Here is a 12,405-nt window from a genome sequence, read left to right as displayed (position 1 = left end):
TTTGTGGCGGGGACGGGCGGACCCGGCCGCGGGGTCTTCGCTAGAGCTTCTCCATCGGGGCGTGCTTGAGGGACAGGCGCTTCACCCCGACCGAGCCGAAGTCGACGTCCGCCTTGGCGCCGTCGCCCATTCCCGAGGTTGCGATCACCGTCCCCAGCCCGAAGGTGGTGTGCAGGACGCGGTCGCCCACGTCGACCGAGGGCACCGTCTTGATCGGCGGCCGCGTCCCGAAGCTCAGGGTGGCGCGCCGGGCCTGGTCCGTCCGCACCGCAGCGGACGAGGCGTAGCTGGTTCGCGCGACGCCGAGGCGGCGCCAGTCGATCAGGTGGGCGGGGATCTCCTCGGTGAACCGGCTCGCCGGGTTGTACTGCGGTGAGCCCCACTGCGAACGGACGGTCGCGCGGGTCAGGTACAGCCGCTGGCGCGCCCTGGTGATCCCGACGTAGGCCAGGCGGCGTTCCTCCTCCAGCTCTTGCTTGTCGGTCATCGCCCGCTGGTGCGGGAAGATCCCGTCCTCGAAGCCGGTCAGGAAGACCGTGTTGAACTCCAGCCCCTTCGCCGTGTGCAGCGTCATCAGCGTGACCACGCCGGCCGCGTCCGGGTCGTTGTCGGGAATCTGGTCGGAGTCGGCGACCAGGGCGATCCGCTCGAGGAACGCCGGCAGCGAGTCGTCCGGCTCCGGCGCACCCGCCGCCAGCTCGCCCTCGTCCTCGGGGACGTCCACCGCGTGCGCGGCCGCGACGAACTCCCCCGCGACGCTGACCAGCTCGACCAGGTTCTCCAGCCGGCTCTCGTCCTGCGGGTCGGTCGAACTGCTGAGTTCGTCGAGGTACCCGGAGTCCTTCAGGATGCCGGCGAGGATCTCGTCCGCGGGGACGCCGGCCGCGACCTTCGCGCGGTACCCGGCCAGGAGGGACGCGAACGCCTCCACCTGGTTGAGCGACCGGGTGGCCAGCCCCTGCGCCTGGTTGGCGCGGTTCAGCGCCGCCCCGAACGAGATCTGCTCGGACGCGGCGAACGCCTCCAGCATCGCCTCCGCGCGGTCGCCGATGCCCCGCCGGGGCACGTTCAGCACGCGCCGCACCGACACGTCGTCGTCGATGTTCGCGATGGCCCGCAGGTACGCGATCGCGTCCCTGACCTCCCTGCGCTCGTAGAAGCGGACGCCCCCGACCACGCGGTACGGCATCCCGACCCGGATGAACACCTCCTCGAACGCCCGGGACTGGGCGTTCGTCCGGTAGAACACCGCCACCTCGCCGGGCTTCGCCTTCCCGTCGTCGGTGAGCCGGTCGATCTCCTCGGCCACGAACTGCGCCTCGTCGTGCTCGGTGTCCGCCACGTAGCCGACCAGCAGGTCACCGTCCCCCGCGTCCGACCACAACCGCTTCTCCGGGCGTCCCGGGTTGCGGGTGATCACGGCGTTCGCCGCGTTCAGGATGTTCTGGGTGGAGCGGTAGTTCTGCTCGAGCACGATCGTCGTCGCGCCGGGGAAGTCGGCCTCGAAGTCGAGGATGTTGCGGATCGTCGCCCCGCGGAACGCGTAGATCGACTGGTCGGAGTCACCGACGACCATCAGCTCGGGCGCCTCGACCTCCGGCGCGTCCCCCGGCCCCGCGGGGTGGACGCCACACAGCTCCCGGACGAGCGCGTACTGCGCGTGGTTGGTGTCCTGGTACTCGTCGACGAGGACGTGGCGGAACCGGCGCCGGTACTGCTCGCGCAGGTCGGGGAAGGCCTGCAGCAGGTGCACGGTGGTCATGATCAGGTCGTCGAAGTCGAGGGCGTTGGCCGCCTTCAGCCGGCGCTGGTACTCCGCGTAGGCGTCCGCATAGGTTTCCTCCGCCGTCCCCTCCTGCGCCCTGCTGCGCGCGGACTCGTGGTCGACGAGTTCGTTCTTGCAGTTGGACACCCAGTTCATCACCGCGCGGACGGGGAACCGCTTGGGGTCGAGGTCGAGGTCGCGCAGCACCAGCGTCATCAGCCGCTTGCTGTCGGTGTCGTCGTAGATCGAGAAGTTGCGTCCCATCCCGAACCGGGAGACGTCGGAGCGCAGGATCCGGACGCAGGCGGAGTGGAACGTCGAGACCCACATCAGCTTCGCCCTGTTGCCGACGAGCTCGACCACCCGGTGCCGCATCTCCGCCGCCGCCTTGTTGGTGAACGTGATCGCCAGGATCGAGCCGGGGTGGACGTGCCGCTGGCTGACCAGGTGGGCGATCCGCCGGGTCAGGACGCGGGTCTTGCCCGAGCCCGCGCCGGCGACCACCAGCACCGGGCTGCCCGCGTGCACGACCGCGGCCCGCTGCGGCGGGTTGAGGTCGGCGAGCAGTTCCTCCTCCGTGATCCTGCGCCGGCGCTCGGGCGGCTCGGCGGGCCCCCCTGACTCCGCGGGCGCGGCGGGGGCAGGGGTGGTGAACAGGTCGGGGAACAGCGTGTCTGACATGGCTGGACAAGACTATGCGCTGCCACCCTCCCCGGCCGCCAGGACCGTCCGCGGCCCCTCGCCTCCGGGATTGCTCAGGGTCGAGTGGTGGACGCTCCCCATGGGCCGCCGACGGGCCGGCGGCTAGGTTCGGACCCATGGGTTTCATCGCATGGATTCTGATGGGTCTGATCGCCGGTGCGATCGCCAAGGCGATCTTGAAGGAGAAGGGCGGCTGGCTGTCCAGCCTGCTCACGGGCCTGGTCGGTGGCCTGGTCGGCGGCTGGATCGGCAGCGCGCTGTTCGACCGCGGCCTGACCGGCTTCTTCTCGCTGTGGTCCTGGCTGCTGGCGATCGGCGGCTCGGTCCTCGTCCTGTGGATCTACGGCCTGATCGTCAAGAAGCGCTGACCGTCACACCAGCTTGCGGTCGGTGGCCCAGCGGGTGAGCTGGTGGCGGTTCGACAGCTGCAGCTTGCGCAGGACGCTGGAGACGTGGGTCTCGACCGTCTTGATCGAGATGAACAGCTCCCGCGCGATCTCCTTGTACGCGTACCCGCGGGCGATCAGGCGCAGCACCTCCCGCTCCCGGACGGAGAGCCGGTCGAGGTCCTCGTCTATGCTGGCCACGTCGATCGCGCCGGAGAACGCGTCCAGCACGAAGCCGGCCAGCCGCGGCGAGAACACCGCGTCACCGGTCGCCACGCGTCCGATCGCCTCCACCAGCTCGTCGGCGGAGATCGACTTCGTCACATAGCCGCGGGCGCCCGCGCGGATGATCCCGATCACGTCCTCGGCCGCGTCCGACACCGAGAGGGCGAGGAACTTCACCCCCGACTCGATCGCGGACACCTGCTTGATCACCTCGACGCCCCCACCACCGGGGATGTGGACGTCCAGCAGCACCACATCGGGGACGGCGGCGATGATCGCGGCGACGGCGGTCGGCACGTCCTCGCCCTCGCCGACCAGGTGGACGCGGTCGCCGATGTCGTGCCGCACCCCGCTGCGGAACATGGCGTGGTCGTCGACCAGCACCACCCGCCACACGGCGGGGGTGCCCGGTTCGGTCGTGGTCTCGCTCATCGTGGCAGCTCCAGTCTCACCTCGGTGCCCTCTCCGGGCGCCGTCCTGATTATCGCCCGTCCGCCGGCCCGCTTCACCCGCTCGACGATCGAGTTCCGCACCCCCATCCGGTCCTCCTCGACGTGGCCGAGGTCGAAACCGGAGCCGCGGTCCCTCACGTAGACGGAGACCAGGTCCTCGTCCACCTCCGCGTACACGTCGATGCGCTCGGCGCCGGAGTGCCGGGCCGCGTTCACCATCGCCTCCCGCGTGGCCCGGACGAGGGAGGTCAGCTCCCCGGACAGCTCACAGTCACCCACCGACACCAGTTCGATGTCCACCCCGTGCGTGTCCTCGACGTCCAGCAGTTCGGCCGTGAGCGCCTCGACCAGGCTGCCGCCGGCCATGGTCTCGCCGTACAGCCACTGCCGGAGTTCCCGCTCCTGCCTGCGCGCCAGCGCGGTGACCTTCTTCGGGTCCGCCGCCTGCCGCTGGATCAGCGCGAGGGTCTGCAGGACGGAGTCGTGCAGGTGCGCGGCCATGTCCGCGCGGGCATCCGCCACCAGGGCGTCGTCCCTGGCCCTGGCGAACGCCTGGCGCACCCGCAGGACCCACGGCAGCGACGCGAGCAGCAGCGCACCCACGGACAGCCCGACCAGGAGTGCGGTGCGGGGCGCGTCCCCGATCCCCGGCAGCGAGGCGGTCAACACCACGACGGCGCCGGCGAGCGACGCCAGCCCCGCGACGATCGCCATGATCGTCGACCATTGCGCGAGCAGCGGCGTGACCATCCGCCGCCAGCCCGAGCCCGTCCGCAGCTCGCGGGTGGACGCATGGTCGGCCTGCCACCAGATCAGGCCCAGTCCGGCGGAGGCGAGCAGGCCGGAGACCAGGGCCGGCACGGGCAGCCCCCAACCCGAGGCCTGCACGAGCCACAGCAGGCCGACGCCGAGCAGCACGAGGGCCCCGGCGACACCCAGGTCGACCGGCGTCAGCGCCACCGAGCCGCCCGGACGCAGCCCGCGCCGCGCCCCCGACTCCAGCCCCGGCGCGGAGCGTTGCCCGGCCTGCCGCGGCATGACCAGCCACAGCGCGAGGTACAGCGCCACGCCCAGCAGCCCCGCGGCGGCCAGCACGACGAAGATCACGCGCAGCACCAGCACCGACCAGCCCAGGTGGTCGGCCAGCCCCGCGCAGACGCCGCCCACCCACGCCCCGCTGATCGGACGCATCGAGCGCGGCTGGGCGGACGCCACCGGCGGTTCGCCCGCGCGTCCCTGCGGGACCGGGAGACCGGTTCCCTGGAGCTCCTCGGGCTGGCCGTCTGGACGGGTCATGCCGATCCGCGCACCACCAGGCGGCTGGGCCGCATCATCCGCGGGTTCTCCGGCGACTCCCCGGCCAGCAGCTCGATCAGCATCTCCGCCGCCGTGCGCGTGTGCTCGTCGGCGGGGTTGGTCATCGTGGTCAGCTGCGGGTGGCACTGCAGCCCGATCGCCGCGTCGTCGAAGCCGACGATCTTCACGTCCTCCGGCACCCGGCGACCGGACCGCTGCACGACGCCCATCGCCGTGACCGCCATCAGGTCGTTCGCGACGAACAGCCCGTCCAGGCCGGGGCACCGCTCGAGGAGTTCGGTGACGGTCTCGCCGCTGCGCGCGGTGTAGCCGCCCTCCACCCGCAGCGAGCTGTCCAGCCCCGCCTCGGCCATCGCGTCCTCGAACCCGGCCAGCCGCGAGCGCGCGGAGGCCATGTCGAGCGGGCCGGTGATGGTGCCGATCGAGCGGCAGCCACGCGAGATCAGGTGCCGGGTCGCCATCCGGGCGGCCGCCGTGTTGTCGAGGTCGACGTAGCAGACGCCGGGCGCCTCGGGATCACCCACGAAGACGACCGGCTGCCACGAGTGCGCGAGCGCCATCGCGAGCTCGGGACCGTGGTGGGAGACGATGATCGCCCCGTCCACGTGCCCCGATTCGAGGTAGCGGACCATCCGGGACGCGCTGTCGCCGGGCTGGGCCATCGCCAGCACCACCTGGACGTCCGAGCCGGCGAAGGCCTGCAGGGCGCCGTGGTAGGCCTGCGGGAAGTAGGGGTCGGTGAAGACGCGCTCGTCGGTCTCGGGGACGATCACGGCGATGGCGCCCGTGCGGCGGGTCACCAGGGCCCTGGCCGCGCGGTTGGGGTGGTAGCCGATCTCGTTGATCGCCGCCCTGACGGCTTCGGTGGTCTTCGCGGCGACGAGCGTCCCCCCGTTCACCACGCGTGAGACGGTCGCGCGGGAGACACCGGCGATCCGGGCCACGTCCTCCAGCGTCGGCGCCGAGTGCTCCCCGTCGAACCTGGCCACGGGGGTGCCTCCTGTCTCAACGGCCGGAGCGTTCGGACGCCCCCGACCACGTCGTCCGTGAGCGCGCGAGGACCCGGCTTTGTGTGGGAACGCTATCAGGATCGGAACCCCGGTACGTGAAAGCGCTCTCAGCTCTGTTGAGGACATTTCTACACCCTGCGCGCCGATGTCGGGAGCCCTCAGGGACAACCCTTATGGTCCGTTCGCCCGCGCCGACGTTGAATGGAACCGTGCCCGATCACCACCCTGTTCCCGTGATCAGCCGCCCGCGTACGGGCGCGCTGGCCGGTGGGGTGTGCGCGGGCCTGGCCCGCCGCTGGCAGCTCGACCCGAACCTGCTGCGGATCGCCGTCGTCGTCCTCGCCTTCTTCGGCGGGCTGGGGCTCGTCGCGTATGCGGCGGGCCTGCTGCTGATGCCGAGGGAGGGCAGCACCGAGGCGCCGATCCGACGCCTGCTGCCGTTCACCCGGATGTGGTCGAACCGGACCGTCGTGGCGGTCACGCTCGTCGCGGCGGTCGCGCTGGTGGCCGTGGTCGGGACGCAGGGGATCGGGCTCGGCCCGCTGGTGGTCCTCTTCTGTGTCTGGTTCTTCGGCATCCGCGGACGCAACGTCCGCACGACGCCGCCCACCCCGCCCGAGCCCACCCCGTTCGAGCGCGAGGCCGAGCACTGGCGGCAGCGCCTCGTCGAGCAGCAGACGCCCGGCTACGTGGAGGTGGCAGCCGCCCCGCTGGCGGCGTCCGGCGAGCAGCGGTGGACGCAGCCGTACACCGAGCCCGCGTCCGACCTGGCCGTCCGTGACGACGACCTGCCCGTCGCCGTGACCCGTCCGCGCCGCCGCCGCTGGCGCCTGTGGTGGCTGGCCCTCGTCCTCGTCGGCGTCGCCGTCCTCGCCGTCACCGCGCTCGGCCACCTCGGGCTGCCGACCACCCCCCTCGCCTACACCGCCGCCGTCCTGGCCGGCCTCGGGCTCACGCTGGTCGCGTCCACGTGGGGCGGACGTCCGCCGCTCCTGCTCCCGGTCACCCTGCTCACCGGAATCGTGACCGCGTCCATGCTGGTCAGTTCCCTCGGCGTCCGGGTGCCCGAGGCGGGCGAGCGCGCGTACACCTACCTCTCCGGCGCCGACCTGCCGCCCTCGATCGAACTCCAGGCCGGTGAACTGACCCTCGACCTCAGCCGGCTGGACCTCGCGTCCGACCAGAGCCTGTCCGTGCGCGTCGGCGCAGGGCAGCTCAACCTGGTCGTCCCCGCCGGCGTGACCACGCAGGTCGACTGGACCGTGAAGGCCGGCGAGTACAACGCGACCGGCACCTCGTACGGGGAGAGCAGGGACGGCTTCGACCTCGAGGGCAGCACCCGCTACCCGGCGACGGGCGACGGGACGCACACCCTGCACATCGTGGCCGATGTCGGCCTGGGTGAACTGGACGTGAAGCGATGAGGCGGGACAGGGCCGCGTTCGCGTTCGGCGTCCTGGCCGTCGCGTTCGCCGCTCTCGCGCTGTGGACGGTCTACGGCGTGGTCGACCGCAAGCTGGTCGGAATCCTCGTCCCCGCGGCGATGGTCGTCGCGGGCGTCGGTGTCCTGCTGCTCTCCCGCAGGCACAACTGAGTTTCCACGAAAGGAAAGAACAATGAAGGAAAAGCTCACCCGTTCCGCGACCGACAAGTTCGTCGGAGGCGTCTGCGGCGGCGTCGCCCGCTCGCTGGGCATCGACTCGGGCCTGGTCCGGATCATCACGGTCGTGCTGGCGTTCTTCTGGGGCCTGATCGTCCCGGTCTACCTCGCCCTGTGGCTGGTGCTCCCGCTCGAGGAGGGCGGCTCCACCGGCTTCGACGACCTCAAGAAGATGTTCGGCGGCGGCAACAGCAGCACGCCGCCGTCCGACTACCGCTGAGGGATCACTCCCACTCGATGGTGCCCGGGGGCTTGCTGGTCACGTCCAGCACCACCCGGTTCACCTCGGGGACCTCGTTCGTGATCCGCGTGCTGATCCGCTCCAGCAGGGCGTAGGGCAGCCGGCTCCAGTCGGCCGTCATCGCGTCCTCGCTGGAGACCGGACGCAGCACGATCGGGTGGCCGTACGTGCGGCCGTCCCCCTGCACGCCGACCGAGCGGACGTCGGCCAGCAGGACGACGGGGAACTGCCAGATCTCGCCGTCCAAGCCCGCCGCGGTGGTCTCGGCACGGACGATCGCGTCCGCGGCCCGCAGGATGCGCAGGCGCTCGGCGTCCACCGCCCCCACGATCCGGATGCCGAGCCCCGGCCCGGGGAACGGGTGCCGGTTGACGATGTGCTCGGGCAGCCCGAGCTGGCGACCGACCTGGCGCACCTCGTCCTTGAACAGCGTGCGCAGCGGCTCGATCAGCCGGAACTGCAGGTCGTCGGGCAGGCCGCCCACGTTGTGGTGGCTCTTGATGTTCGCCGCGCCCTCACCGCCGCCGGACTCGACCACGTCGGGGTAGAGCGTGCCCTGCACGAGGTAGTCGATCGGCCCCTCGTCGTTGATCCGGCGTGCGGCGTCCTCGAACGTCCGGATGAACTCGCGTCCGATGATCTTGCGCTTGGTCTCCGGGTCGCTGACGCCGGCCAGCGCGGTGAGGAACCGGTCCTGCTCGTCCGCCACGACCAGCTTCACGCCGGTGGACGCGACGAAGTCGTGCTCGACCCGCTCGGCCTCGCCCTCGCGCAGCAACCCGTGGTCGACGAACGCGCAGGTGAGCTGGTCGCCGATCGCCTTCTGGACGAGCGCAGCAGCGACCGCGGAGTCCACGCCGCCGGACAGCGCGCACAGGACGCGGGCGTCGCCCACCTCCGCGCGGATCCGGGCGACCTGGTCCTCGACGATGTTGCCGCTGGTCCAGGTCGGACGGCAGCCGGCGATGTCGTACAGGAAGTGTTCGAGGACGGCCTGCCCGTGCTCGGAGTGCAGCACCTCCGGGTGCCATTGGACGCCCGCCAGGCGCCGGCCGGTGTCCTCGAACGCCGCGACGGTGGCCCGCGGCGAGCGGGCGTTGACGGTGAAGCCGGACGGGGCGGCCGTGACCTCGTCGCCGTGGGACATCCACGACGTCAGCGAGGAGGGCAGGCCGGTGAGCAGGCGTCCGGGCTCGAGCACCTCGACCGTGGTGCGCCCGTACTCGCGCTGGCCGGTCCGGGCGACCGTGCCGCCGAGGGCCTGCGCCATCGCCATGAAGCCGTAGCAGATGCCGAAGACCGGGACCGACGCGTCCAGCAGCGTCCCGTCCAGCTGGGGCGCGCCCGGCTCGTAGACCGAACTCGGCCCGCCGGAGAGGATGACGGCCTTCGGCTCCTTCGCGAGGATGTCGGCGACGGCCATCGTGTGCGGCACGATCTCGGAGTAGACCCTCGCCTCGCGGACGCGGCGGGCGATGAGTTGGGCGTACTGGGCGCCGTAGTCGACGACCAGCACCAGATCGTGTTCGGCGCTCATGGGCACCGATTCTATGGGTTCCCGGACGCCCGGATCCCAAGACGCTGTTGACCACTCCGTGGACGCATCGCTAGCCTGCGAGCATGACCCCGACGTGCTCCGCGGCCCTGTGTTGCTGCTGCGTGCGGTCGATGTCCTGTTGTCGAATGCGCTGATCCACCGGCCCGCAACAGCGTCACCACAGGTCCCCCGCGGACCATTCACCCCATGCCCCACGGGCGGCACCGATGCCCGTCCGGCTCTTTCACCACAGCACGACCAGCAGCCCACAGGAGCGACATGTCCCAGCATCCCGACACCCTTGCCGTCCACGCCGGACAGGAGGACGCCGACCCGGCCACGAATTCGCGGGCGGTCCCGATCTACCAGACCACCAGCTACGTGTTCGACGACACCGAGCACGCCGCCGACCTCTTCGCGCTGCGGGTGCCGGGCAACATCTACACCCGGATCATGAACCCGACCCAGTCGGTGTTCGAGACCCGCGTCAACGCCCTGGAGGGCGGCATCGGCGCGCTCGCGACCGCGTCCGGCGCCGCGGCGATCACCTACGCCGTGCTGAACCTGACCTACGCCGGCGACAACATCGTGTCGGTCTCGACGCTGTACGGCGGCACCTACGCGCTGTTCGCGCACACCCTGCCGCAGTACGGCATCGAGGTCCGCTTCGTCGACCCCGACCACCCGGAGAAGCTGGCCGAGGTCGTCGACGAGAAGACGAAGCTGGTCTTCGGCGAGACGATCGGCAACCCGGCGATCAACGTCCTCGACCTCGACGCGTGGTCGGAGGCGGCGCACGCGGCGGGCCTGCCGTTCATCGTGGACGCGACCGTCACCACCCCGATCCTGGCGAAGGTGTTCGACCATGGCGTCGACGTCGCCGTCCACTCGGCCACCAAGTACATCGGTGGCCACGGCACCAGCGTCGGCGGCATCATCGTCGACTCCGGGAAGTTCGACTGGACCGCGCACTCCGACCGCTTCCCCGGCCTCACCCAGCCCGACCCGGCCTACCACGGCGCGGTGTGGACGGACGCCGCCGGCCCGGCCGCCTACATCATCAGGGCGCGCACCGTACTGCTGCGCAACACCGGCGCGGCGGTGTCGCCGTTCAACTCCTGGCTGTTCCTGCAGGGCCTGGAGACCCTGCACCTGCGGATCGACCGGCACTCGGCGAACGCGCTGGCCGTGGCGCAGTACCTGGAGAGCCACGACAAGGTGGCCTGGGTGAACTACCCGGGGTTGGATTCGTCCCCGTCCAAGCCCGTCGCCGACCGGATCTTCACCGGCCGCGGCTACGGCGGCCTCCTCGCCTTCGGGCTCAAGGCGGGTCGCGAGGCGGGCTCGAAGTTCATCGAGTCCCTGCAATTGTTCTCCCACCTGGCGAACATCGGTGACGCCAAGTCACTGGCGATCCACAACGCGACCACGACACACTCTCAGTTGACCGAGGAGGAGTTGGTGGCGGCAGGGGTCGCGCCGGAGATGGTGCGGCTGAGCCTGGGTATCGAGTACGTCGATGACCTGATCGCCGACCTGGACCAGGCGCTGGCCCAGGTCTGACCACCGAGAACTCCCAGAACAGGAAGAGGACACATGGCGTACTTCGAGGACGCGACCCAGCTGATCGGCCGCACCCCGCTGGTGAGGATCAACCGCCTGTACGGCGACTCGCAGGCAATCGTGCTGGCGAAGCTGGAGTTCTACAACCCGGCCAACTCGGTGAAGGACCGGATCGGCGTGGCGATCATCGACGCGGCCGAGGCGTCCGGCGAGCTGCAGCCGGGCGGGACGATCGTCGAGGCCACGTCCGGCAACACCGGCATCGCGCTGGCGTTCGTCGGCGCGGCCCGCGGCTACAAGGTCGTCCTGGCGATGCCCGAGACGATGTCCAAGGAACGGCGCGCGCTGCTGCGGGCGTTCGGGGCCGAGCTCGTGCTCACTCCGGGGGCAGAAGGCATGAAGGGGGCCGTTACGCGCTCCGAGCAGATCGCCGCGGAGACCCCCGGCGCGATCCTGGCCCGGCAGTTCGCCAACCCGGCCAACCCCGACATCCACCGCAGGACCACCGCGGAGGAGATCTGGGCGGACACCGACGGCGCGGTCGACTACGTGGTGGCCGGCGTCGGCACGGGTGGCACGATCACCGGCGTCGGGCAGGTGCTGAAGGAGCGCAAGCCCGAGGTGAAGATCGTCGCCGTCGAGCCGGCCGAGTCCCCGCTGCTGTCGGGCGGCTCGCCCGCACCGCACAAGATCCAGGGGATCGGGGCGAACTTCATCCCCGAGATCCTCGACCGTTCGGTGATCGACGAGGTGCTGCCGCAGAGCTCGGAGACCGCGATCGAGTGGGCGCGTCGGGCGGCCCGCGAGGAGGGCCTGCTGGTCGGGATCTCGTCCGGTGCGGCGCTGGCGGCCGCCGGTGAGCTGGCCGCGAGGGAGGAGAACGCGGGGAAGACGATCGTCGTGATCATCCCGTCCTTCGGCGAGCGCTACCTGTCCACCGTCCTGTACGCCGACCTGCTCGACTAGTGCAGGACCTGCTCCGGCGGGTGTGGGCGCGCATCCAGGAGGACCTCGACACGGCCATGCGGGAGGACCCCGCCGCCACGTCGAAGCTCCTGGTCGCGCTCACCTACCCGGGCATCCACGCGGTGTGGAGCCACCGGTTGTGCCACCGGCTCTGGACGCGGTCGGTGGCGCTGCAACCAGTGGCCCGGATCCTCTCGCAGTGGTCGCGCGGTTTCACCGGCATCGAGATCCACCCGGGCGCGGTGATCGGGCGGCGGTTCTTCATCGACCACGGCATGGGTGTGGTGATCGGGGAGACCGCGGAGATCGGCGACGACGTCCTGATGTACCACCAGGTCACGCTGGGCGGACGCAGCCGGGGCCGCTTCAAGCGGCACCCCACGATCGGCAACCACGTCCTGCTGGGCGCGGGAGCCAAGATCATCGGCCCGATCACGATCGGTGACGGCAGCCGGATCGGCGCGAACGCGCTAGTGGTCAAGGACGTCCCCCCGAACTCGGTGGTGACCGGCATCCCCGCCAACACCACCCCGGGCGACGTCATCGCGTAAGTGCCGCGTCCCAGCTCCCTCAACCCACAA

General features: G+C 71.0%; 12 protein-coding genes. 7 read left to right on the top strand and 5 right to left on the bottom strand.

The features are described from left to right. Nucleotides 1-40 precede the first annotated feature (40 nt). On the bottom strand, nucleotides 41-2,446 hold the full coding sequence (pcrA, locus tag QM779_RS17565; protein WP_428538052.1) for a DNA helicase PcrA: 2,406 nt from the start codon (nucleotides 2,444-2,446) through the stop codon (nucleotides 41-43). A gap of 137 nt (nucleotides 2,447-2,583) precedes the next feature. Between pcrA and QM779_RS17560 the strand changes: the two genes are divergently transcribed. After that, nucleotides 2,584-2,835, top strand: a complete 252-nt coding sequence (locus QM779_RS17560) for a GlsB/YeaQ/YmgE family stress response membrane protein (protein WP_428538049.1) — start codon at nucleotides 2,584-2,586, stop codon at nucleotides 2,833-2,835. A gap of 3 nt (nucleotides 2,836-2,838) precedes the next feature. On the opposite strand, the gene QM779_RS17555 is transcribed toward QM779_RS17560, so the two are convergent. Genes QM779_RS17555 through QM779_RS17545 form a run of 3 tightly spaced genes read right to left on the bottom strand, consistent with a single transcriptional unit; the run spans nucleotide 2,839 to nucleotide 5,836 of the window. Continuing rightward, the gene (locus tag QM779_RS17555) at nucleotides 2,839-3,510 is read right to left on the bottom strand and encodes a LuxR C-terminal-related transcriptional regulator (protein ID WP_428538046.1); all 672 of its coding nucleotides are present in this window, start codon (nucleotides 3,508-3,510) and stop codon (nucleotides 2,839-2,841) included. Next, entirely contained in the window at nucleotides 3,507-4,826 is a 1,320-nt protein-coding gene (locus QM779_RS17550) for a PspC domain-containing protein (protein ID WP_428538043.1), read from the bottom strand. Before QM779_RS17550 ends, QM779_RS17555 begins: the two co-directional genes overlap by 4 nt. Continuing rightward, entirely contained in the window at nucleotides 4,823-5,836 is a 1,014-nt protein-coding gene (locus QM779_RS17545; RefSeq protein WP_428538040.1) for a LacI family DNA-binding transcriptional regulator, read from the bottom strand. The genes QM779_RS17550 and QM779_RS17545 overlap by 4 nt, the downstream gene beginning before the upstream one ends. 254 nt (nucleotides 5,837-6,090) lie before the next feature. Here QM779_RS17545 and QM779_RS17540 point away from each other — a divergent pair, with 254 nt between their 5' ends. Genes QM779_RS17540 through QM779_RS17530 form a run of 3 tightly spaced genes read left to right on the top strand, consistent with a single transcriptional unit; the run spans nucleotide 6,091 to nucleotide 7,737 of the window. Continuing rightward, nucleotides 6,091-7,281, top strand: coding sequence for a PspC domain-containing protein (locus tag QM779_RS17540; protein WP_428538037.1), 1,191 nt, complete (start codon nucleotides 6,091-6,093; stop codon nucleotides 7,279-7,281). Next, nucleotides 7,278-7,451 (top strand): hypothetical protein, encoded by a 174-nt coding sequence (locus tag QM779_RS17535; protein WP_428538034.1) that lies wholly within the window; start codon nucleotides 7,278-7,280, stop codon nucleotides 7,449-7,451. The genes QM779_RS17540 and QM779_RS17535 overlap by 4 nt, the downstream gene beginning before the upstream one ends. A 22-nt stretch (nucleotides 7,452-7,473) precedes the next feature. Beyond that, nucleotides 7,474-7,737: a PspC domain-containing protein gene (locus QM779_RS17530; protein WP_428538031.1), complete on the top strand. Its 264-nt coding sequence runs from the start codon at nucleotides 7,474-7,476 to the stop codon at nucleotides 7,735-7,737. A 4-nt stretch (nucleotides 7,738-7,741) separates the two neighbouring features. On the opposite strand, the gene guaA is transcribed toward QM779_RS17530, so the two are convergent. Next, nucleotides 7,742-9,295 (bottom strand): glutamine-hydrolyzing GMP synthase, encoded by a 1,554-nt coding sequence (guaA, locus tag QM779_RS17525; RefSeq protein WP_428538028.1) that lies wholly within the window; start codon nucleotides 9,293-9,295, stop codon nucleotides 7,742-7,744. 279 nt (nucleotides 9,296-9,574) lie between these two features. Between guaA and QM779_RS17520 the strand changes: the two genes are divergently transcribed. The 3 genes from QM779_RS17520 to epsC are packed head-to-tail and all read left to right on the top strand — an operon-like array spanning nucleotide 9,575 to nucleotide 12,375. Continuing rightward, nucleotides 9,575-10,858 (top strand): O-acetylhomoserine aminocarboxypropyltransferase/cysteine synthase family protein, encoded by a 1,284-nt coding sequence (locus QM779_RS17520; RefSeq protein WP_428538025.1) that lies wholly within the window; start codon nucleotides 9,575-9,577, stop codon nucleotides 10,856-10,858. A 33-nt stretch (nucleotides 10,859-10,891) separates the two neighbouring features. Further along, entirely contained in the window at nucleotides 10,892-11,824 is a 933-nt protein-coding gene (gene cysK, locus QM779_RS17515; RefSeq protein WP_428538022.1) for a cysteine synthase A, read from the top strand. Next, on the top strand, nucleotides 11,824-12,375 hold the full coding sequence (gene epsC / locus QM779_RS17510) for a serine O-acetyltransferase EpsC (protein WP_428538019.1): 552 nt from the start codon (nucleotides 11,824-11,826) through the stop codon (nucleotides 12,373-12,375). The genes cysK and epsC overlap by 1 nt, the downstream gene beginning before the upstream one ends. The last annotated feature ends 30 nt before the right edge of the window (nucleotides 12,376-12,405 follow it).

This window comes from Propionicimonas sp. (assembly GCF_049840635.1).
Taxonomy (GTDB): domain Bacteria; phylum Actinomycetota; class Actinomycetes; order Propionibacteriales; family Propionibacteriaceae; genus Propionicimonas.
Note: the sequence above shows the minus strand (reverse complement) of the source record. Positions and strands in the feature narration are given on the sequence as shown.